The following is a 21675-nucleotide window of genomic DNA, read 5'->3' as shown; positions in this document are numbered from 1 at the left end:
ACAGGGTTTGGCGTTTTTCCTGAGAGCTACATCCAGCCGCACTCCGCCATCGACAGCGGCTCACCGTCACCCACGATGAAGTGATCGAGCACCCGCACATCGATCAGTTCAAGGGCTTTTTGCAAACGCTTGGTCAGCAGGCGATCCGCCTGACTCGGATCGCTGTTGCCCGACGGATGGTTGTGGCACAGGATCACCGCCGCTGCGTTGTTCGCCAGCGAACGCTTGACCACCTCTCGCGGATGCACGGCAGTGTTGTCGATGGAACCGCGAAACAGTGCCTCGAAATTCAGCACCTGGTGCTTGGAATCCAGAAACAGGCAACCAAACACCTCGTGCGGCTCATGGCGCAGCATGGCTTTGAGGTAATCGCGAACCACCTGGGGATTTTCCAGCGCCATTTTCTTTCGCATGCGCTCAGCCAGATGCCGCCGCCCCATTTCGAGCACCGCTTGCAGTTGGGCGAATTTCGCCGGCCCCAGCCCCAACTGTGCACTGAATGACACGAGATCAGCCTCAAGCAGTGCCCGCAGGCTGCCGAATTCGTTCAAAAGGTGTCGCGCCAGATCCACCGCGCTTTTTCCGGACACGCCGGTCCGCAGAAAAATCGCCAGCAGTTCGGCATCGGAAAGACTTCCCGAGCCCTGTTCAAGCAGCTTCTCCCGCGGCCTTTGCGCCGCCGGCCAATCGCGAATACTCATACACATTCCTTGTCTGTGGGCGCCGCTGCTCCGTAGCGGACGCTGTGATATCGTAGCCCATCTTTTTTGGCGGTCGGTTCGCCCCTGGGGAGGGGGTATCGCACCGCTACCATCCATGAAATGAAAGGCAGACCTATGCAGCGGCTGTATCGGAAACGCATCGTTCTGGGCGTCGGCGGCGGCATCGCGGCCTATAAAAGCGCCGATCTGGTTCGCCGCCTGATCGACCAGGGCGCCGAAGTGCGCGTGGTCATGACCCGCGGCGGCAGCGAATTCATCACCCCGCTGACCATGCAGGCCCTGTCCGGCCACCCGGTGCACCTTGACCTGCTCGACCCCGCCGCCGAAGCCGCGATGGGCCACATCGAACTGGCCAAATGGGCCGACCTGGTGCTGATCGCCCCTGCCACCGCCGACCTGCTGGCCCGCCTGGCCCAGGGCATCGCCAATGACCTGCTGACCACCCTGGTGCTGGCCACCGACGCCATCGTCGCCGTGGCTCCGGCCATGAACCAGGCCATGTGGCGCGACCCGGCCACCCAGGCCAACCTGCAGCTCCTGGAAAGCCGTGGGCTGAAGACCTTCGGCCCGGCCTCCGGCAGCCAGGCCTGCGGCGACGTCGGCATGGGCCGGATGATGGAAGCCACCGACCTGGCCCAGTGCGCGGCGGACTGCTTCCAGCGCCAGGCGCTGACCGGCAAGCACGTGGTCATCACCGCCGGCCCGACCCAGGAAAACATCGACCCGGTGCGCTACATCACCAACCACAGCTCCGGGAAAATGGGCTTCGCCCTGGCCGAAGCGGCGGTGGAAGCCGGCGCCCGCGTGACCCTGATCAGCGGCCCCGTGCACCTGCCGACCCCGGACCGCGTCACCCGCATCGACGTGGTCAGCGCCCGGGACATGCTCGCGGCCTGCGAGGCTGCGATGCCTTGCGACATCTTCATCGCCTCGGCGGCGGTCGCGGACTACCGCCCGGAAGTCGTGGCCCCGCAAAAACTCAAGAAAGACCCTACGAGCGGCGACGGCTTCGTCCTGCAAATGGTACGTAACCCGGACATCCTGGCCACCATCGCCACCCGTCCCGACCGTCCGTTCAGTGTCGGCTTCGCTGCCGAGACCGAACACCTGCTCGACTACGCTGCACGCAAACTGAAGGACAAGAATCTCGACCTGATCGTCGCCAACGACGTCGCCAACCCGAGCATCGGCTTCAACAGCGAAGAGAACGCCTGCAGCGTCATCGACCGTGGGCTGCACGCCACGGTCTTCGCCCAGACCAGCAAGGGCAAGATCGCCCGCCAACTGGTCACTTTCATCGCCGAACGGCTGAACCAGGTTTAATTTACATGCACGCTTTGCAAGCCAAGATCCTCGACCCACGCATCGGCACCCAATTCCCGCTGCCGCAATACGCCACGCCCGGCTCCGCTGGCCTCGACCTGCGCGCCATGCTGGAACAGGACACCGTGATCAAGCCGGGCGAGACCGTGCTGATCCCCACCGGCCTGTCGGTGTACATCGGCGACCCGAACCTCGCCGCGCTGATCCTGCCGCGCTCAGGCATGGGCCATAAGCACGGCATCGTGCTGGGCAACCTGGTCGGCCTGATCGACTCCGACTACCAGGGCCCGCTGATGGTCTCCTGCTGGAACCGCGGCCAGACCGACTTCACCATGACCGTCGGCGAACGCCTGGCGCAACTGGTGCTGGTGCCGGTGGTGCAGGCGCATTTCGAGATGGTCGAGGAATTCGTCGAGACCGAACGCGGCACCGGCGGTTTCGGCCATACCGGCACCAAATGACCGTTTGTGGCGAGGGAGCTTGCTCCCGCCGGGCAGCGTAGCCGTCCATCGATTTTGTGGGCGCTGCGCACCCAAGCGCGAGCAAGCTCCCTCGCCACAGGGGTGTCATGGCCCTTTCATACCACGAACTCTCTGCGGAAAACGCCGTCATACCCTTCAGTTTGAGCCTGCCGCCGAGTGAGTCGCCGGCGCGTCCAGCCACTTTCGAGATGGAGCATTTCCGCCGATGAGCACCCCCGCCCAAGCCGCACCGAAGCTTCCCGACAGCATTTTCCGCGCGTATGACATCCGCGGCACCGTGCCGGAATACCTCAACGCCGAAACGGCCTACTGGATCGGCCGCGCCGTCGGCTCGCAGAGCCTGGCCCAAGGCGAGCCGAACGTGTCCGTCGGCCGTGACGGGCGCCTGTCCGGACCGGAGCTGGTCGCCCGACTGATCAAAGGCATCGCCGACAGCGGCTGCCACGTCAGCGACGTCGGCCTGGTGCCGACCCCGGCGCTGTACTATGCCGCCAACGTGCTGGCCGGCAAGTCCGCCGTGATGCTCACCGGCAGCCACAACCCGTCGAACTACAACGGCTTCAAGATCATGATCGCCGGCGACACCCTCGCCAACGAGCAGATCCAGGCCTTGCACGAGCGCCTCAAGACCGGCGACCTGAGCAGCGGCCAGGGCAGCGTGACCCAGGTCGAGATCCTCGACCGCTACACCACCGAAATCGTCCGGGACATCAAGCTGGCCCGGCGCATGAAGGTCGTGGTGGACTGCGGCAACGGCGCGGCCGGCGTCATCGCCCCGCAACTGATCGAAGCGCTGAACTGCGAAGTCATCCCGCTGTTCTGCGAGGTGGACGGCCACTTCCCCAACCACCACCCGGACCCGGGCAAGCCTGAGAACCTCGTCGACCTGATCGCCAAGGTCAAGGAAACCGGCGCCGACCTGGGCCTGGCCTTCGACGGCGACGGCGACCGCGTCGGCGTGGTGACCGACGCCGGCAGCATCGTGTTCCCGGATCGCCTGCTGATGCTGTTCGCCCGCGACGTGCTGGCGCGCAACCCGGACGCGGAAATCATCTTCGACGTCAAATGCACCCGCCGCCTCATCCCGCTGATCAAGGAATACGGCGGCCGGTCGCTAATGTGGAAGACCGGTCACTCGTTGATCAAAAAGAAGATGAAACAATCCGGCGCCCTGTTGGCCGGCGAGATGAGCGGGCATATCTTCTTCAAGGAACGCTGGTTCGGTTTCGACGACGGCATTTACAGCGCCGCGCGGCTGCTGGAGATCCTCAGCCAGGAGAAAACCACCGCCGAGGAGCTGTTCGCGACCTTCCCGAACGATGTTTCGACGCCGGAAATCAATATCCATGTGACCGAAGAGAGCAAATTCAGCATCATTGATGCACTGCACGACGCACAGTGGGGCCCAGGCGCCGACCTGACCACCATCGACGGCGTGCGGGTCGACTACGCCAAAGGCTGGGGCCTGGTGCGCGCCTCCAACACCACACCGGTGCTGGTGCTGCGCTTCGAGGCCGATGACGAGGCAGAACTTGCACGCATCAAGGCTGTGTTCCATGCCCAGCTGAAACGCGTTGCACCTGATCTCCAACTACCGTTCTGATTCACCCGGAGCCCTGAATGACCCTCGAACGCGATGCCGCCGCCCAAACCGCCAAGGTTCTGTCCGAAGCGCTGCCTTACATCCGACGCTATGTCGGCAAGACCCTGGTGATCAAATACGGCGGCAACGCGATGGAAAGCGAGGAGCTGAAGACCGGCTTCGCCCGCGACATCGTGCTGATGAAGGCCGTGGGCATCAACCCGGTGGTCGTGCACGGCGGCGGCCCGCAGATCGGTGACCTGCTCAAGCGCCTGTCCATCGAAAGCCACTTCGTCGACGGCATGCGCGTCACCGACGCCGCGACCATGGATGTGGTGGAAATGGTGCTCGGCGGTCAGGTCAACAAGAGCATCGTCAACCTGATCAACCGTCATGGCGGCAGCGCCATCGGCCTGACCGGCAAGGACGCCGAGCTGATCCGCGCGAAAAAGCTCAACGTCACCCGCCAGACCCCGGAGATGACCACCCCGGAAATCATCGACATCGGCCATGTGGGCGAAGTGGTCGGGATCAACACCGACCTGCTGAACCTGCTGGTCAAGGGCGACTTCATTCCGGTGATCGCGCCGATCGGCGTCGGAGAGAACGGCGAGTCGTACAACATCAATGCGGATCTGGTGGCCGGCAAGGTCGCCGAAGCGCTGAAGGCCGAGAAGCTGATGCTGCTGACCAACATCGCCGGCCTGATGGACAAGGAAGGCAAGGTACTGACCGGCCTGAGCACCCAGCAAGTCGACGCGCTGATCGCCGACGGCACCATCTACGGCGGCATGCTGCCCAAGATCCGCTGCGCGCTGGAAGCGGTGCAGGGCGGCGTGGGCAGTTCGCTGATCATCGACGGCCGCGTGCCGAACGCGATCCTGCTGGAAATCTTCACCGACACCGGTGTGGGCACGCTGATCAGCAACCGCAAGCGTTCGTAAGCATCGCGGAAAACAAAAGACCCCGCTCAGCCTGGCTGAGCGGGGTCTTTTTTTGCCTCAGAGCCCTGTAGGAGCGAGCCTGCTCGCGATGAGGCCCTTACATTCACATTTGATGTGGCTGAAAGACCGCCATCGCGAGCAGGCTCGCCCCTACAGGAAATCCGGTCAAACGCCGAACTGGGCGCGGTAGGCCTCGACGGCCGGCAAGTGCTGCTTGAGCTGCGGGTCGTCGGCCAGGAATTCCAGCACCTGATTCAGCGACACGATGCTGATCACCGGGATGCCGAAGTCACGCTCGACTTCCTGGATCGCCGACAGCTCACCGTTGCCGCGTTCCTGGCGGTTCAGGGCGATCAGCACGCCGGCCGCCTTGGCGCCTTCCTGGGACGCGATGATCTGCATCACCTCGCGGATCGCGGTGCCGGCGGTGATCACGTCGTCGATGATCAGCACGTCGCCGGTCAGCGGCGCGCCGACCAGGCTGCCGCCTTCGCCGTGGGCCTTGGCTTCCTTGCGGTTGAAGCACCATGGCAGGTCGCGGCCGTGATGTTCGGCCAGCGCGACGGCGGTGGTGGCCGCCAGCGGGATGCCTTTGTAGGCCGGGCCGAAGAGGACGTCGAACGGAATGCCGCTGTCGGCGATGGCCGCCGCGTAGAAGCGGCCCAGCTGGGCCAGCGCGGAACCTGAATTGAACAGGCCGGCGTTGAAGAAGTAAGGACTGGTGCGCCCGGACTTCAGGGTGAACTCACCGAAGCGCAAAACGCCGCGATCGATGGCAAAACGAATGAAATCGCGCTGATACGCTTGCATGAAAAAAACCCCAAATACCACGGATTTAGCTAATTAGCTTGACGCCGTGTATCATACACGCACGCGATTTTTGGGGCCATTTATGCGGATCATCAGTGTGAACGTCAATGGTATTCAGGCTGCAGTCGAGCGAGGTTTGCTCAGTTGGCTGCAGGCTCAGAATGCCGACGTCATCTGCCTGCAGGACACCCGTGCCTCCGCCTTTGAACTGGACGACCCAGCCTTCCAACTGGACGGCTACTTCCTTTATGCCTGCGACGCCGAAGTTCCCGCCCAAGGCGGTGTGGCTTTGTACTCGCGGTTGCAACCGAAGGCTGTCATCAGCGGTCTCGGTTTCGAGACGGCCGACCGCTACGGGCGCTACCTGCAAGCAGATTTCGACAAAGTCAGTATTGCCACCTTGCTGCTTCCTTCGGGGATGAACGGCGATGAGGACTTGAACCAGAAGTTCAAGCTCATGGACGACTTCGGCAAGTACCTGGACAAGCAGCGGCGCAAACGTCGCGAGTACATCTATTGTGGCTCGCTGTACGTGGCGCAGCAGAAGCTCGACATCAAGAACTGGCGCGACAGCCAGCAATCCCCGGGCTTCCTGGCGCCGGAACGCGCCTGGATGGACGAGATCGTCGGCAACATGGGTTATGTCGACGCCTTGCGCGAAGTCAGCCGCGAAGGCGACCAGTACAGCTGGTGGCCGGACAACGAACAGGCCGAGATGCTCAACCTCGGCTGGCGCTTCGACTACCAGATCCTGACCCCGGGCCTGCGTCGCTTCGTGCGCAGCGCACGCCTGCCGCGTCAGCCACGGTTCTCGCAGCACGCGCCGCTGATCGTGGACTACGACTGGACGCTGACCATCTGAGCGCCTTTCGCAGCCGCAAAAAAACCGACATCGCTGTCGGTTTTTTTGTGTCTGAAGGCTTGCCGCTGCGGCAACCGTCGGTCGTTACTTGATCAGGCGCCAGGTGAACGGGTACCGGTAGGCGATCCCTTCGTTGGCCTTCACCCCGGCGATGATCGTCAGCACCAGCGCGCCGATGGCCAGCAGACCGAACAGCACGAAGCCGATGATCAGCACCATCAGCAGGAAACAGACCATCGAGGCGATCGCCACGGTGATCTGGAAGTTCAGCGCTTCCTTGCCCTGGGCATCGATGAACGGATCGGTCTCGCGCTTCATCTGCCACAGGATCAGCGGCCCGATCAGCGTGCCGAACGGCACCCAGATCCCCAGCAGGGCGGACAAGTGACAAAACATGGCCCACTGACGCACCTCGTGGCTCGGCCTGGGCTGCAGCTCTTGTTCGTCACTCATCGCATCCTCCTTGGGGGCGCCCGGCGGCTCAGTCGGCCAGCGCCGCCTTCTGCAGTTCGAAGATTTCGGTCATGCCCTTCTTGGCCAGCTCCAGCATGGCGGTCAGTTCCTCAGGCTGGAACGGCGCGCCTTCGGCGGTGCCCTGCACTTCGATGAAGCCGCCGGTGCCGGTCATCACCACGTTCAGGTCGGTCTCGGCGGCGGAATCCTCAAGATAGTCCAGATCCAGCACCGGCTCGCCCTGGTACATGCCCACGGAAACGGCGCCGATCATCTGCTTGAGCGGGTCGCCGCCCTTCAGGCCGCCGCGCTTCTTGATCACCTTCAGCGCATCGACCAGCGCGACCATGGCGCCGGTGATCGACGCGGTGCGGGTGCCGCCGTCGGCCTGGATCACGTCGCAGTCGACGTACAGGGTGACGTCGCCCAGCTTGGACATGTCCAGCGCCGCGCGCAGGGAGCGGCCGATCAGGCGCTGGATCTCCAGGGTGCGCCCGCCCTGCTTGCCGCGGCTGGCCTCGCGCTGGTTACGCTCGCCGGTGGAGCGCGGCAGCATGCCGTACTCGGCGGTCAGCCAGCCCTGGCCCTGGCCCTTGAGGAAGCGCGGCACGCCGTTTTCGACGCTGACGGTGCAGATGACCTTGGTATCACCGAATTCGACCAGTACCGATCCCTCGGCATGCTTGGTGTAGTTGCGGGTAATGCGGATCGAGCGAAGCTGATCGGCAGCGCGACCACTTGGACGTTTCATAGGAGATACCTGTACTGGGGACGGAAAACTGCGGAGCATTATAGAGCCGTGCACCGCGCCTGGGCAGTCGTCAAAAATGCCCGCCGACGACCGAGGGCCCTGCAACGCCTGTCCCCGACGGCCTGCAGCCCTTTGTCACAGCGTGTGTTTGGGCGCATCCGCCGCACTGCGCTACAATCCTGCGCCTTTGCTGCCAGTCGGCTTACATTCATTGAGAGCGATGAGGCGGAACGCAGGTTCCGCACCGTTCTGCATTGCGAGGTACCACCATGGTGCACAGCATGACCGCCTTCGCCCGCGTCGAGAAAGCCGGCGTCCAGGGCACCCTGAGCTGGGAGCTGCGCTCGGTCAACAGCCGCTACCTGGAACCGCACCTGCGCCTGCCGGAGTCCTTCCGCGACCTCGAAGGCGCCGTGCGCGAAGCGCTGCGCCAGGGCCTGTCGCGGGGCAAGCTGGAATGCACCCTGCGCTTCACCGAAGAAAGCACCGGCAAGCCGCTGCAGGTTGACCGCGAGCGCGCCGCGCAACTGGTCGCCGCCGCCGAGACCGTCGCCGGCCTGATCAAGGACCCCGCCGCGCTGAACCCGCTGGAAGTGCTGGCCTGGCCGGGCGTGCTGGTCGCCGACGCCACCGACCCGCAGGCGCTCAACGCCGAGGCGCTGGCGCTGTTCAACCAGGGCCTGAAGGAACTCAAGGCCGGCCGCGAGCGCGAAGGCGCGGAGCTGGCCCGGCTGATCGACGATCGCCTGACCTCCATCGAAGAAGACGTATCGACCCTGCGCGAACTGGTTCCGCAGATGCTCGCCACCCAGCGCCAGAAGATCCTGGACCGCTTCGCCGACATGAAGGCCGAGCTGGATCCGCAGCGCCTGGAGCAGGAAATGGTCATGCTCGCGCAAAAGAGCGACGTGGCCGAAGAACTGGATCGCCTGAGCACCCACATCATCGAAGTCCGCCGTGTGCTCAAGTCCGGCGGCGCGGCCGGGCGGCGCCTGGACTTCCTGATGCAGGAGCTCAACCGCGAAGCCAACACACTGGGCTCCAAGGCCTTCGACCCGCGCAGCACCCAGGCGGCGGTCAACCTCAAGGTGTTGATCGAGCAGATGCGCGAACAAGTGCAGAACATTGAGTAAGGCTATTCCCATGACCCACAGCACCGGCACCCTTTACATCATTTCCGCCCCCTCGGGCGCGGGCAAGAGCAGCCTGGTCAAGGCGCTGACCGACGCCAACCCGGAAATCCGCGTATCGATCTCCCACACCACCCGCGCCATGCGCCCGGGCGAGGTGGATGGCGTGAACTACCACTTCGTGACCCGCGAAGCATTCGTGAAGATGGGCGAACACGGCGACTTCCTCGAACGCGCCGAAGTGTTCGGCAACTTCTACGGCACCTCGCAAAGCCGCCTGCAGCAGACCCTGGACGAAGGCCACGACCTGATCCTGGAGATCGACTGGCAAGGCGCCGAACAAGTGCGCAAGCTGATGCCCCAGGCCCGTTCGATCTTCATCCTGCCGCCCTCGCTGCAAGCCCTGCACCAGCGCCTGACCAACCGCGGCCAGGACAGCGACGAGATCATCGACGGACGCATGCGCGAAGCGGTCAGCGAGATGAGCCACTACGTCGAATACGACTACGTGATCATCAATGACGATTTCGCCCACGCACTGGACGACCTGAAAGCGATTTTCCGCTCCAACCAGCTGCTGCAGAAACGCCAGCAAGTGCGTTTCGGCAAACTGCTGGCCGAACTGCTCGGTTGACCGACTCTTCCCAAACGCGCCGCAAGGGCTTTACATTGGCACTTGCAGCGCGTTGAAGGGTCTGGTCAAAAAATCAGCGCTTCCCTAATCGCTGGTGTTTTTTTAAACTGCCGAGTCCGCTCGCCCATCCGGGCACCGCGCATATCGCATTTGCTACGAGGAAGACCATGGCCCGCGTAACCGTTGAAGACTGCCTAGAACACGTGGATAACCGCTTTGAGCTGGTCATGCTCTCGACCAAGCGTGCCCGTCAACTGGCAACCGGCGGCAAAGAGCCGAAGGTCGCATGGGAAAACGACAAGCCTACCGTCGTCGCCCTGCGTGAAATCGCCGAAGGCATCGTGACCCCTGAATTCATCGCCGCCGAAGAAATCGTCACCGAAGACCCGGTCTTCGCTGCATTTACCGAGGACGAGTCCAACGAGGCCGTCTAAGCCTATGCCTGGTCGACGTAGCACGGCGCGGGAACACAGCTTGCGGCAGGAGTCATCATGCCGAGCATAGACGCCCTCGCCGATCGCTTATCGGCCTACCTCGGCCAGGACCAGGTCAACCTGGTCCGCCGGGCCTACTTCTACGCCGAACAGGCCCACGACGGCCAGCGCCGCCGCAGCGGCGAGGCGTACGTCACGCACCCGCTCGCGGTCGCGAACATCCTTGCCGACATGCACATGGACCATCAGAGCCTGATGGCCGCGATGCTGCATGACGTGATCGAAGACACCGGCATCGCCAAAGAGGCGCTGCAGGCGCAGTTCGGCGAAACCGTGGCCGAACTGGTCGACGGGGTCAGCAAACTGACCCAGATGAACTTCGAGACCAAGGCCGAAGCCCAGGCCGAGAACTTCCAGAAGATGGCCATGGCCATGGCGCGCGACATCCGCGTGATCCTGGTCAAGCTGGCCGACCGCCTGCACAACATGCGCACCCTGGAAGTGCTCTCCGGCGAGAAGCGCCGGCGGATCGCCAAGGAAACCCTGGAGATCTACGCCCCCATCGCCAACCGGCTGGGCATGCACTCGGTTCGCGTGGAGTTCGAAGACCTCGGCTTCAAGGCCATGCACCCGATGCGTTCCGCGCGGATCTACCAGGCGGTCAAGCGCGCCCGGGGCAACCGCAAGGAAATCGTCAACAAGATCGAAGAGTCCCTGAGCCACTGCCTGGCCATCGACGGCATCCAGGGCGAAGTCAGCGGCCGCCAGAAGCACCTCTACGGCATCTACAAGAAAATGCGCGGCAAGCGTCGGGCCTTCAACGAGATCATGGACGTGTACGCGTTCCGGATCATCGTCGACAAGGTCGACACCTGCTACCGCGTGCTGGGTGCCGTGCACAACCTGTACAAGCCGCTGCCGGGACGCTTCAAGGACTACATCGCGATCCCCAAGGCCAACGGCTACCAGTCGCTGCACACCACGCTGTTCGGCATGCACGGCGTGCCCATCGAGATCCAGATCCGCACCCGCGAGATGGAAGAGATGGCCAACAACGGCATCGCCGCCCACTGGCTGTACAAGTCCAGCAGCGACGAACAGCCCAAAGGCACCCACGCCCGCGCCCGCCAATGGGTCAAAGGCGTGCTGGAAATGCAGCAACGCGCCGGCAACTCGCTGGAATTCATCGAAAGCGTGAAGATCGACCTGTTCCCGGACGAGGTCTACGTGTTCACGCCCAAGGGCCGGATCATGGAGCTGCCCAAAGGCTCCACCGCCGTCGACTTCGCCTACGCGGTGCACACCGACGTCGGCAACAGCTGCATCGCCTGCCGGATCAACCGCCGCCTCGCCCCGCTGTCCGAACCGCTGCAGAGCGGCTCCACGGTCGAGATCGTCAGCGCCCCCGGCGCCCGGCCGAACCCGGCGTGGCTCAATTTCGTGGTCACCGGCAAGGCCCGCACCCACATCCGCCATGCGCTCAAGCTGCAGCGCCGCTCCGAATCCATCAGCCTGGGCGAGCGCCTGCTGAACAAGGTGCTGAACGGCTTCGACAGCTCGCTGGAGAACATCTCCGCCGAGCGGATCCAGGCCATGCTCGCCGAGTACCGCCTCGAACTGATCGAAGACCTGCTGGAAGACATCGGCCTGGGCAACCGCATGGCCTATGTGGTGGCCCGCCGCCTGCTCGGCGAGGACGAACAGCTGCCGGCGCCGGAAGGTCCGCTGGCGATCCGCGGCACCGAGGGCCTGGTGCTCAGTTACGCCAAATGCTGCACGCCGATCCCCGGCGACCCGATCGTCGGTCACCTGTCGGCGGGCAAAGGCATGGTCGTGCACCTGGACAACTGCCGCAACATCAGCGAAATCCGCCACAACCCGGAAAAATGCATCCAGCTCTCGTGGGCCAAGGATGTCAGCGGCGAATTCAACGTCGAGCTGCGGGTCGAGCTGGAGCACCAGCGCGGCCTGATCGCGCTGCTGGCCAGCAGCGTCAACGCGGCCGACGGCAACATCGAGAAAATCAGCATGGACGAGCGCGACGGCCGCATCAGCGTCGTCCAGCTGGTGGTCAGCGTCCACGACCGCGTGCACCTGGCCCGCGTGATCAAGAAACTGCGCGCCCTGACCGGGGTGATCCGCATCACCCGCATGCGCGCCTAAGCCCGCCATCACAAGGAGTCATACATGACCAAGACCGTTATCAGCAGCGACAAGGCCCCGGCCGCCATCGGCACCTACTCCCAGGCGATCAAGGCCGGCAACACCGTGTACATGTCGGGCCAGATCCCGCTGGACCCGAAAACCATGGAACTGGTCGAAGGCTTCGAAGCCCAGACCGTCCAGGTGTTCGAGAACCTGAAGGCCGTGGCCGAAGCGGCCGGCGGTTCGTTCAAGGACATCGTCAAGCTGAACATCTTCCTCACCGACCTGAGCCACTTCGCCAAGGTCAACGAGATCATGGGCAAGTACTTCGAACAACCGTACCCGGCCCGCGCCGCCATCGGCGTCGCCGCCCTGCCGAAGGGTTCGCAGGTCGAAATGGATGCCATCCTGGTCATCGAGTAATGCGCACGGCGCAGCGCCCGAACGCTGCGCCGACTGCTTTGCCGTCAAGAAAAGGTTTCGAAAGGATTTCTCCATGCGCAAAGCGCTTGCTCTCTCGCTGTTCGCCGTTTTCCTCGGCGGCTGCGCCAGCGACCCTGCCGACCGCGACATCAGCGGCACCTGGATCAACCAGACCGCCATCGACGCAGCCGCAAAAGGCGGCCCCCTGCGCGAAGCGCTCCAGGCCTACGGCCCGAACCTGGAATGGGACGTCAACACCCGTGCCGGCCAGGCCCGCTACACCAACGGTTTCGAAAATGTCGAAGGACGCTTGCAGGGCGAGCAGTCCGGCGCGTGGAAAATCGACTTCTACGGCGGTTCCGGCAGCGAGCTGAAGCGCGACGGCAGCCAGATGAAACAGGCCGCCACCGAAAACGAACCGGAACAGCTGTTCGACCGCGCCCAAATCCCCGTGCCGGACGGCGCGCCCATCGGCGCCAGCTTCGAACGCGCCTTGTACTCGGCCTACCTGGGCGGCAACTGGACCATCGCCAGCGGCCAGGGCGAAGGCAGCACCGTGCAGTTCCAGGCCGACGGCCAGGTCTCCGGCCTGCCCGGCGCCGACCGCTATGCCTTATGCCTGGCAGGCGACTGCGCGTCGATGAACAGCGACCACGACAGCATGTGGCTGCAGCTCAACGGCCAGGGCAACAACTGGATCTTTGCGCGCAAGGGCAAGGAACTGGAGATCTTCCAGGCCGTGAACACCGCGCTGGCGGACGAACAGCCGCAGTTCACCCCGGGTGAGCGCAAGTGGTTGCTCGAGAAGCAGTGACCCACCTCTGAAGCTACAGAGATCCCATGTGGGAGCGAGCTTGCTCACGATGAGGCCATAGCATTCAACATTTGTGCTGACTGTTATGCTGCCATCGCGAGCAAGCTCGCTCCCACAGTGGTTTGTGGCGCCTGGAATTCAGCACTTGCCCGCAAGAATCGCGGCATACCCCTCGCGATAACTCGTATACCTCGGCACCCAGCCCAATGCTTTCGCCCGGGCATTGCTGCACTGTTTGCTGCCGGTACGACGCACGCTGGCATCCTCCGCCCACTCAGTGACGCCCAGATACTCGCGCAACCACGCCACCACCTCGGCCAGAGGTGCCGGCGCATCGTCCACGCCGATGTAAATGTCATCCAGCGCCACACCCTTGCGATCCGCCTCCAGCAGGAACGCCATCAAACCCGCCGCGTCATCGGCATGGATGCGATTGCCATACAGCGGCGGATCGACTGCCACGCGATAACCCCGACGCACTTGGGTCAGCAGCCATTCACGGCCCGGGCCGTAAATACCTGTCAGACGCACGATGCTCGCCGGGATGCCGCTGTTCAGCGCGATTTGCTCGGCCTCCAGCATCAATCGACCGGAATAACCGGCAGCAACGGTTTCGGAAGTTTCATCCACCCATTCCCCGTCCTGCTGCCCGTAAACACTGCTGCTGGAAACGAACAGCAGCCGATCCGGCACCTGGCCGTAGTCGTTCAACCACTCCAGCACATGCTGCAGGCCCTGCACATAAGCCGCGCGATAACCGGCTTCATCGTGCTCGGTCGCGGCGGCGCAATACACCAGGTAATCCACGGCACCGACCGGCCAGGTCTCGGGGCAATCTTCATTGAACAGGTCACCGGCTACGCCGACGACACCGTCCGGCAAGCGTGAAATATTCCGGCGCAGGCCATACACCTGAAAGCCGGCAGCCAGCAATTGCGTGGCCAGACGGCTGCCGACATCACCGCAACCGGCGATCAAAACAGAGGGCGCGGACATCAAAAATCTCCCATCGGAAAGCGACAGACTAGCCCTGGCAGGGGACGAGCGGCTAGCAATGCAGGAAAAAAAGCAACTCTATTACTTCTGTTAACAAGAATTACTTGCAATAATGCACGCCACTTTGTTCTCGGCCTCTCGAGGCCTGGAAGAGCATCACCGTTTTTCTACCTCAGGTCCGGCCAGCATGACACGCATTCAAACCTCCGCTTCGCCAACCAACCGACCTCGCGCCTGGCGCGCGGCGGCAGCCCTGCTGCTCAGCCTGATGCTGGCACCGGTCGCCGCGTTCGCCGACACCACGGCCGCCCCTGCCGCCACCGAGCAGGCTGCGCCAGCCGCCCCTGCCGCAGCGCCCGCCGCCGACGCGATCCAGGCCGTTGATGCCGGCGCCGCCGACCAGCCGGAAGTCCTCGAAGCCGACAACACCCTGGGCATGGCCCACGACCTGTCGCCTTGGGGCATGTACCAGAACGCCGACGTGATCGTGAAGTCCGTGATGATCGGCCTGGCCATCGCCTCGATCCTCACCTGGACCATCTGGATCGCCAAGGGCTTCGAGCTGCTGGGCGCCAAGCGCCGTCTGCGCGGCGAGATCGCCAGCCTGAAGAAAGCCGCCTCCCTCAAGGAAGCCAGCGTCACCGCCGCCAAAGAAGGCACCCTGGCCAACCTGCTGGTGCACGACGCCCTGGAAGAAATGCGCCTGTCGGCCAACGCCCGCGAGAAGGAAGGCATCAAGGAACGCGTCAGCTTCCGCCTCGAGCGCCTGGTGGCCGCCTGCGGCCGCAACATGAGCAGCGGCACCGGCGTGCTGGCCACCATCGGTTCCACCGCGCCGTTCGTCGGCCTGTTCGGCACCGTGTGGGGCATCATGAACAGCTTCATCGGCATCGCCAAGACCCAGACCACCAACCTCGCCGTCGTGGCGCCGGGCATCGCCGAAGCGCTGCTGGCCACCGCGCTGGGCCTGGTGGCGGCGATCCCGGCGGTCGTCATCTACAACGTGTTCGCCCGCTCCATCGCCGGCTACAAGGCCCAGGTGTCCGACGCGTCGGCCCAGGTGCTGCTGCTGGTCAGCCGCGACCTCGACCACCAGCCTGAGCGCAGCTCGCAACCGCACATGGTGAAAGTGGGGTAACCGGCCATGGGCCTGCATTTGAAAGAAGGCGCAGACGACGATCTGGCCGAGAACCACGAAATCAACGTCACGCCGTTCATCGACGTGATGCTGGTGCTGTTGATCATCTTCATGGTGGCCGCGCCGCTGGCCACCGTGGACATCAAGGTCGACCTGCCCGCCTCCACCGCCAAGCCCGCGCCGCGCCCGGAAAAACCGGTGTTCCTCAGCGTCAAGGCCGACCAGCGCCTGTACCTGGGCGACGACGAAGTGAAGCCTGAAACCCTCGGCGCCGCCCTCGACGCCAAGACCCAGGGCAAGAAAGACACGACGATCTTCTTCCAGGCCGACAAAGGCGTGGACTACGGCGACCTGATGAGCGTGATGGACAAGCTGCGCAGCGCCGGTTACCTCAAAGTCGGCCTGGTGGGCCTCGAGACGGCAGCCAAGAAATGATCGAGCCGCGCCATAAGCTGACGCGTTACGGCGGTAGCCTGGCCGTGGTGCTGGGCGTCCACGCGCTGGCCATCGCGCTGGCGGTGAACTGGACCGCCCGGCCGCCCATCGAGCTGCCGCCGCAGGCCATGATGGTCGAACTGGCCCCGGTGCCCGCACCGCCGCCGCCCGCACCGCCGAAAGTGGTCACGCCGCCGCAGCCGCCGGCCCCGGTCGAGGAACTGCCGATCCCGAAACTGGCCGAAGCGCCGAAGGCCGAGATCGCCGTGCCCAAGCCTAAACCCAAGCCGAAGCCCAAGCCTCAGCCGCCCAAACCGGTCGAGAAGCCGGAGCCGCCGAAGGAAAAGCCTTCCGAGGAAAAACCGGCCGACACGCAACCGACCCAGGCGCCCACGGAGAAATCCGCGCAGCCGGCACCGGGCCCGTCGCCGGCGCAGCTGGCGGCCAAGGCCAGTTGGCAAGGCACCCTGCTCGCGCACCTGCAGAAGTACAAGAAGTACCCGGCCAGCGCGCAGGCACGGGGCAAGGAGGGCCTGAACCGCCTGCGGTTCGTGGTCGACGGCGAAGGCAACGTGCTGTCGTTCGAACTGGTGGGCCGCTCCGGCAACGCCGATCTGGACCGGGCCACCCTGGACATGATCCGCCGCGCCCAGCCGCTGCCCAAGCCGCCGGCCGACATGCTGAACAACGGCTCGATCGAAATCGTCGCGCCGTTCGTGTACTCGCTGGAGCGTCGCCGCTGAGGAACACCGCATCAACCTGTGGGAGCTGGCTTGCCAGCGATAGCAGTGGGTCAGGCCAGGATTTGGCGACTGACCCGGCGCCATCGCTGGCAAGCCAGCTCCCACAGGGTTCGGCAGGCACCTGACGACCCAGCACACAAAGGCACCGCAAGGTGCCTTTGTCACATCCGCAAACGGCAAACCGGCATTGCCCGGTGTCGCATGCCGCACTCTCTCTGATAACGTGCGTCTATCGATTGCAGCCGGTATGCTTGGCCCGCAAACCCACGGACGCTTGCCATGACTCTCACAGAATTACGCTACATCGTCACCCTCGCCCAAGAGCAGCATTTCGGCCACGCGGCCGAGCGTTGCCACGTCAGCCAGCCGACCCTTTCGGTGGGCGTGAAAAAACTTGAAGACGAACTCGGTGTGCTGATTTTCGAGCGCAGCAAAAGCGCCGTGCGCCTGACCCCGGTCGGCGAAGGCATCGTCGCCCAGGCGCAGAAGGTGCTGGAGCAGGCCCAAGGCATCCGCGAACTGGCCCAAGCCGGCAAGAACCAGCTCACCGCCCCGCTGAAGGTCGGCGCGATCTACACCGTCGGGCCGTACCTGTTCCCGCACCTGATTCCGCAGCTGCACCGGGTCGCCCCGCAGATGCCGCTGTACATCGAAGAGAACTTCACCCACGTGCTGCGCGACAAGCTGCGCAACGGCGAGCTGGACGCGATCATCATCGCCCTGCCGTTCAACGAAGCCGACGTGCTGACCCTGCCGCTCTACGACGAGCCGTTCTACGTGCTGATGCCGGCCCAGCACCCGTGGACGCAAAAGGAATCCATCGACGCCGCCCTGCTCAACGACAAGAGCCTGCTGCTGCTCGGCGAAGGCCACTGCTTCCGCGACCAGGTGCTGGAAGCCTGCCCGACCCTGACCAAGGGCAACGACGGCGCCAAGCACACCACGGTCGAATCCAGCTCGCTGGAAACCATCCGCCACATGGTCGCCTCGGGCCTTGGCGTGTCGATCCTGCCGCTGTCGGCGGTCGACAGCCATCACTACGCCCCCGGCGTGATCGAAGTGCGGCCGCTGTCCGCGCCGGTGCCGTTCCGCACCGTGGCCATCGCCTGGCGCGCCAGCTTCCCGCGCCCGAAAGCCATCGAGATCCTCGCCGACTCCATCCGCCTGTGCTCCGTGGCCAAGCCCGCCGCCGCGGTCACGGCCGGTTAAGCCAGCGTCATGGGCGAGCTGTCGCAAGTGTCGGTGACGGCACTCAAGGGTGTCGGCGAAGCCATGGCCGAGAAACTGGCCAAGGTCGGCCTGGAGAACCTCCAGGACGTGCTGTTCCACCTGCCGCTGCGCTACCAGGACCGCACCCGCGTGGTGCCCATCGGGGCGTTGCGCCCGGGGCAGGACGCGGTGGTCGAGGGCACCGTCAGCGGCGCCGACGTGGTCATGGGCCGGCGCCGCAGCCTGGTGGTGCGCCTGCAGGACGGCACCGGCGGCCTGAGCCTGCGCTTCTACCACTTCAGCAACGCGCAGAAGGAAGGCCTCAAGCGCGGCACGCGGATCCGCTGCTACGGCGAAGTCCGGCCCGGCGCGTCGGGGCTGGAGATCTACCACCCGGAATACCGCGCCATCACCGGCGACGAGCCGCCGCCGGTGGATGAGACCCTGACCCCGGTCTACCCGCTCACCGAAGGCCTGACCCAACAGCGCCTGCGCCAGCTCTGCCTGCAGACCCTGACCCTGCTCAAGCCGTCCAGCCTGCCCGACTGGCTGCCGACGGAACTGGCCCGCGACTACCAACTGGCGCCGCTGGCCGACGCGATCCGCTACCTGCACAACCCGCCCGCCGACGCCGACGTCGAAGAACTCGCCCTCGGCCATCACTGGGCCCAGCACCGGCTGGCGTTCGAAGAGCTGTTGACCCACCAGCTGTCCCAGCAGCGCCTGCGCGAGAGCCTGCGCTCTCTGCGCGCCCCGGCCATGCCCAAGGCCACCCGGCTGCCGGCGCAGTACCTGGCCAACCTCGGCTTCAGCCCCACCGGCGCCCAGCAGCGGGTCGGCAACGAAATCGCCTACGACCTCAGCCAACAGGAACCGATGCTGCGCCTGATCCAGGGCGACGTCGGCGCGGGCAAGACCGTGGTCGCTGCCCTCGCGGCCCTGCAAGCGCTGGAGGCCGGCTACCAGGTCGCCCTGATGGCGCCCACCGAGATCCTCGCCGAACAGCACTACCTCACCTTCAAGCGCTGGCTCGAACCGCTGGGCATCGACGTGGCGTGGCTGGCCGGCAAGCTCAAGGGCAAGAACCGCGCCGCCGCGCTGGAGCAGATCGCCGGCGGCACGCCGATGGTGGTGGGCACCCACGCGCTGTTCCAGGACGAAGTGCAGTTCCGGAACCTCGCCCTGGTGATCATCGACGAACAGCACCGCTTCGGCGTCCAGCAGCGCCTGGCGCTGCGCCAGAAGGGCGTCGGCGGGCGGATGTGCCCGCACCAGCTGATCATGACCGCCACGCCGATCCCGCGCACCCTGGCCATGAGCGCCTACGCCGACCTCGACACCTCGATCCTCGACGAACTGCCGCCGGGCCGCACGCCGGTCAACACCGTGCTGGTCACCGACACCCGCCGCGTCGAAGTCATCGAGCGGGTGCGCAGCGCCTGCGCCGAGGGCCGCCAGGCCTATTGGGTGTGCACACTGATCGAAGAGTCCGAAGAGCTGACCTGCCAGGCCGCCGAAACCACCTTCGAAGACCTCACCGCCGCCCTCGGCGAGCTGAAGGTCGGGCTGATCCACGGGCGCATGAAGCCCGCCGAAAAAGCCGCCGTGATGGCCGAATTCAAGGCCGGCCACCTGCAATTGCTGGTGGCCACCACCGTGATCGAAGTCGGCGTGGACGTGCCCAACGCCAGCCTGATGATCATCGAAAACCCCGAGCGCCTGGGCCTGGCCCAGCTGCACCAGCTGCGCGGCCGTGTGGGCCGGGGCAGCGCGGTCAGCCATTGCGTGCTGCTCTACCACCCGCCGCTGTCACAGATCGGTCGTCAGCGCCTGGGCATCATGCGCGAGACCAACGACGGCTTCGTCATCGCCGAAAAGGACCTCGAACTGCGCGGCCCCGGCGAAATGCTCGGCACCCGCCAGACCGGCCTGCTGCAATTCAAGGTCGCGGACCTGATGCGCGACGCCGACCTGCTGCCCGCCGTGCGCGACGCCGCGCAGGCGCTGCTGGAGCGCTGGCCTGCCCACGTCAGCCCGCTGCTCGACCGCTGGCTGCGGCACGGGCAGCAATACGGCCAAGTGTGAGCACCGTCGCAGTTTCTCAAAGCCCGCGGCGACCAAGCTGGTTATACTCCTGCCATTGTTTCAAAAACGGATACAGACCATGACCGAAGCTGCTCTCGCCCCCGACACCCCGCACGCTCCGTCTGTCATTCGGCTGCTGCTCAACAAACTCGGCATCGCCTACGAAGAAGTGATCGACCATCACGGCCTCAACGCCTCGCGCAAAGTGCAGGCCGTGCTGCTGGACGACGCCGTCGGCGCGCTGATGGTGCTGTTCCCACAGAGCCAGTTGCTGGATCTCAACCGCCTCGCCGAACTGACCGGCCGTCGCCTGACCGCCGTGTCCACCGAGCGCCTGGACAAGATGCTCGGCAAGCACAGCCTGAGCCTGCTGCCGGGCCTGCCGGCGCTGACCAGCTCGCCGTGCCTCTACGAAGAAAGCCTGCTGCGCGAGCCCAAGCTGCTGATCCACTCCGGCGAGCCGGGCGTGCTGCTGGAAATCACCAGCGAAGCCTTCAAGACCATGCTGACCAAGGCCAGCGCCGCCAACTTCGGCGAAGCCCTGAGCAGCATCCGGCCCAACCTCGACCGCCCGGACGACGACCGCGAGGAAATCACCCAGGCCGTGCAGGCGTTCACCGCACGGCGCATCCAGCAGCGCCTGGAAGCGACCATCGAGATCCCGCCGCTGGCCGAGACCGCGCAAAAGATCATCAAGCTGCGGGTCGACCCCAACGCCACCATCGACGACATCACCGGCGTGGTCGAGACCGACCCGGCGCTGGCTGCGCAAGTGGTGAGCTGGGCGGCGTCGCCGTACTACGCCTCGCCGGGCAAGATCCGCTCGGTGGAGGACGCCATCGTCCGCGTGCTGGGCTTCGACCTGGTGATCAACCTGGCCCTGGGCCTGGCCCTCGGCAAGACCCTGAGCCTGCCCAAGGACCACCCGCAACACACCACGCCGTACTGGCAGCAGTCGATCTACACCGCCGCCGTCATCGAAGGCCTGACCCGCGCCATGCCGCGCGCCCAGCGCCCGGAAGCCGGCCTGACCTACCTCGCCGGCCTGCTGCACAACTTCGGCTACCTGCTGCTGGCCCACGTGTTCCCGCCGCACTTCTCGCTGATCTGCCGGCACCTGGAGGTCAACCCGCACCTGTGCCACAGCTTCGTGGAACAGCACCTGCTGGGCATCAGCCGCGAACAGATCGGCTCCTGGCTGATGCGCTACTGGGACATGCCCGATGAACTGGCCACCGCCCTGCGCTTCCAGCACGACCCGAACTACGACGGCGCCTACGCCGAGTACCCGAACCTCGTGTGCCTGGCCGTGCGCCTGCTGCGCGCCCGCGGCATCGGCTCCGGCCCCGACGAAGACATCCCGGACGCGCTGCTGGAACGCGTCGGCCTGACCCGCGACAAAGCCAACGACGTCGTCAGCAAAGTCCTCGAAGCCGAAGTCCTGCTGCGCGAACTGGCCTCGCAGTTCAGCCAGGCCTAAACGCATCGCGGGCAAGCCCGCTCCCACAAGATCAACGCGATCCCTGTGGGAGCGGGCTTGCCCGCGATGAATCCAACCCG

At 64.9% G+C, this 21675-nt stretch carries 21 protein-coding genes and 1 pseudogene; 17 read left to right on the top strand and 5 right to left on the bottom strand.

Annotated features, from left to right (window positions below; genetic code table 11):
• Nucleotides 1–26 precede the first annotated feature (26 nt).
• Nucleotides 27–701, bottom strand: a complete 675-nt coding sequence (gene radC, locus KVG96_RS25305; RefSeq protein ID WP_217894471.1) for a RadC family protein — start codon at nucleotides 699–701, stop codon at nucleotides 27–29.
• Nucleotides 702–836: 135 nt separating this feature from the next.
• Between radC and coaBC the strand changes: the two genes are divergently transcribed.
• The 4 genes and pseudogenes from coaBC (at nucleotide 837) to argB (ending at nucleotide 5053) form a co-directional block, all read left to right on the top strand.
• The gene (gene coaBC / locus KVG96_RS25300; RefSeq protein WP_085655890.1) at nucleotides 837–2045 is read left to right on the top strand and encodes a bifunctional phosphopantothenoylcysteine decarboxylase/phosphopantothenate--cysteine ligase CoaBC; all 1209 of its coding nucleotides are present in this window, start codon (nucleotides 837–839) and stop codon (nucleotides 2043–2045) included.
• A gap of 5 nt (nucleotides 2046–2050) precedes the next feature.
• The gene (gene dut, locus KVG96_RS25295) at nucleotides 2051–2506 is read left to right on the top strand and encodes a dUTP diphosphatase (protein ID WP_217894470.1); all 456 of its coding nucleotides are present in this window, start codon (nucleotides 2051–2053) and stop codon (nucleotides 2504–2506) included.
• A 220-nt stretch (nucleotides 2507–2726) separates the two neighbouring features.
• A pseudogene (locus KVG96_RS25290) lies at nucleotides 2727–4130 on the top strand (phosphomannomutase/phosphoglucomutase); the annotation flags it as partial.
• Between the two features lie 17 nt (nucleotides 4131–4147).
• Nucleotides 4148–5053 (top strand): acetylglutamate kinase, encoded by a 906-nt coding sequence (gene argB, locus KVG96_RS25285; protein ID WP_085630201.1) that lies wholly within the window; start codon nucleotides 4148–4150, stop codon nucleotides 5051–5053.
• A 165-nt stretch (nucleotides 5054–5218) separates the two neighbouring features.
• Here argB and pyrE read toward each other — a convergent pair whose 3' ends face one another.
• Nucleotides 5219–5863: an orotate phosphoribosyltransferase gene (pyrE, locus tag KVG96_RS25280; RefSeq protein ID WP_217894468.1), complete on the bottom strand. Its 645-nt coding sequence runs from the start codon at nucleotides 5861–5863 to the stop codon at nucleotides 5219–5221.
• Between the two features lie 82 nt (nucleotides 5864–5945).
• Between pyrE and crc the strand changes: the two genes are divergently transcribed.
• On the top strand, nucleotides 5946–6725 hold the full coding sequence (gene crc / locus KVG96_RS25275; RefSeq protein ID WP_007920349.1) for a catabolite repression control protein Crc: 780 nt from the start codon (nucleotides 5946–5948) through the stop codon (nucleotides 6723–6725).
• Nucleotides 6726–6809: 84 nt separating this feature from the next.
• On the opposite strand, the gene KVG96_RS25270 is transcribed toward crc, so the two are convergent.
• Both KVG96_RS25270 and rph read right to left on the bottom strand, forming a co-directional pair.
• Complete coding sequence (locus KVG96_RS25270; protein ID WP_217894467.1) at nucleotides 6810–7178, bottom strand: DUF4870 domain-containing protein; 369 nt, start codon at nucleotides 7176–7178, stop codon at nucleotides 6810–6812.
• Nucleotides 7179–7206: 28 nt separating this feature from the next.
• On the bottom strand, nucleotides 7207–7929 hold the full coding sequence (rph, locus tag KVG96_RS25265; RefSeq protein WP_217894466.1) for a ribonuclease PH: 723 nt from the start codon (nucleotides 7927–7929) through the stop codon (nucleotides 7207–7209).
• A 269-nt stretch (nucleotides 7930–8198) separates the two neighbouring features.
• Here rph and KVG96_RS25260 point away from each other — a divergent pair, with 269 nt between their 5' ends.
• The 6 genes from KVG96_RS25260 to KVG96_RS25235 all read left to right on the top strand — a co-directional run bounded on the left by KVG96_RS25260 (nucleotide 8199) and on the right by KVG96_RS25235 (nucleotide 13509).
• Nucleotides 8199–9062: a YicC/YloC family endoribonuclease gene (locus tag KVG96_RS25260; RefSeq protein ID WP_217894465.1), complete on the top strand. Its 864-nt coding sequence runs from the start codon at nucleotides 8199–8201 to the stop codon at nucleotides 9060–9062.
• A 10-nt stretch (nucleotides 9063–9072) separates the two neighbouring features.
• A complete protein-coding gene (gene gmk / locus KVG96_RS25255; RefSeq protein WP_085578963.1) occupies nucleotides 9073–9693 on the top strand; it encodes a guanylate kinase in 621 nt (206 codons plus the stop codon).
• Nucleotides 9694–9860: 167 nt separating this feature from the next.
• Nucleotides 9861–10127 (top strand): DNA-directed RNA polymerase subunit omega, encoded by a 267-nt coding sequence (gene rpoZ / locus KVG96_RS25250; RefSeq protein WP_085578965.1) that lies wholly within the window; start codon nucleotides 9861–9863, stop codon nucleotides 10125–10127.
• Nucleotides 10128–10184: 57 nt separating this feature from the next.
• Entirely contained in the window at nucleotides 10185–12290 is a 2106-nt protein-coding gene (spoT, locus tag KVG96_RS25245; protein ID WP_217894464.1) for a bifunctional GTP diphosphokinase/guanosine-3',5'-bis pyrophosphate 3'-pyrophosphohydrolase, read from the top strand.
• 24 nt (nucleotides 12291–12314) lie between these two features.
• Nucleotides 12315–12695, top strand: a complete 381-nt coding sequence (locus KVG96_RS25240) for a RidA family protein (RefSeq protein ID WP_065258184.1) — start codon at nucleotides 12315–12317, stop codon at nucleotides 12693–12695.
• 73 nt (nucleotides 12696–12768) lie between these two features.
• Nucleotides 12769–13509, top strand: coding sequence for a hypothetical protein (locus KVG96_RS25235; protein WP_217894463.1), 741 nt, complete (start codon nucleotides 12769–12771; stop codon nucleotides 13507–13509).
• A 138-nt stretch (nucleotides 13510–13647) separates the two neighbouring features.
• On the opposite strand, the gene KVG96_RS25230 is transcribed toward KVG96_RS25235, so the two are convergent.
• Nucleotides 13648–14505: an SDR family oxidoreductase gene (locus tag KVG96_RS25230; RefSeq protein ID WP_217894462.1), complete on the bottom strand. Its 858-nt coding sequence runs from the start codon at nucleotides 14503–14505 to the stop codon at nucleotides 13648–13650.
• A 187-nt stretch (nucleotides 14506–14692) separates the two neighbouring features.
• Here KVG96_RS25230 and exbB point away from each other — a divergent pair, with 187 nt between their 5' ends.
• The 6 genes from exbB to KVG96_RS25200 all read left to right on the top strand — a co-directional run bounded on the left by exbB (nucleotide 14693) and on the right by KVG96_RS25200 (nucleotide 21595).
• Complete coding sequence (gene exbB, locus KVG96_RS25225) at nucleotides 14693–15643, top strand: tonB-system energizer ExbB (protein ID WP_217894461.1); 951 nt, start codon at nucleotides 14693–14695, stop codon at nucleotides 15641–15643.
• A 6-nt stretch (nucleotides 15644–15649) separates the two neighbouring features.
• On the top strand, nucleotides 15650–16078 hold the full coding sequence (gene exbD / locus KVG96_RS25220) for a TonB system transport protein ExbD (protein WP_217894460.1): 429 nt from the start codon (nucleotides 15650–15652) through the stop codon (nucleotides 16076–16078).
• Entirely contained in the window at nucleotides 16075–16821 is a 747-nt protein-coding gene (locus tag KVG96_RS25215; protein ID WP_217894459.1) for an energy transducer TonB family protein, read from the top strand. The genes exbD and KVG96_RS25215 overlap by 4 nt, the downstream gene beginning before the upstream one ends.
• Before the next feature lie 279 nt (nucleotides 16822–17100).
• Nucleotides 17101–18030, top strand: coding sequence for a hydrogen peroxide-inducible genes activator (locus KVG96_RS25210; protein WP_085638577.1), 930 nt, complete (start codon nucleotides 17101–17103; stop codon nucleotides 18028–18030).
• A 9-nt stretch (nucleotides 18031–18039) separates the two neighbouring features.
• A complete protein-coding gene (gene recG, locus KVG96_RS25205; RefSeq protein WP_217894458.1) occupies nucleotides 18040–20115 on the top strand; it encodes an ATP-dependent DNA helicase RecG in 2076 nt (691 codons plus the stop codon).
• Between the two features lie 79 nt (nucleotides 20116–20194).
• Nucleotides 20195–21595 (top strand): aminoacyl-tRNA deacylase and HDOD domain-containing protein, encoded by a 1401-nt coding sequence (locus KVG96_RS25200; protein WP_085578983.1) that lies wholly within the window; start codon nucleotides 20195–20197, stop codon nucleotides 21593–21595.
• The last annotated feature ends 80 nt before the right edge of the window (nucleotides 21596–21675 follow it).

This window comes from Pseudomonas ekonensis, from assembly GCF_019145435.1.
In the GTDB taxonomy this organism is placed as follows: Bacteria; Pseudomonadota; Gammaproteobacteria; order Pseudomonadales; family Pseudomonadaceae; genus Aquipseudomonas; species Aquipseudomonas ekonensis.
The sequence above is the reverse complement of the archived record's forward strand: the minus strand, read 5'-3'. Positions and strand labels throughout refer to the sequence as shown.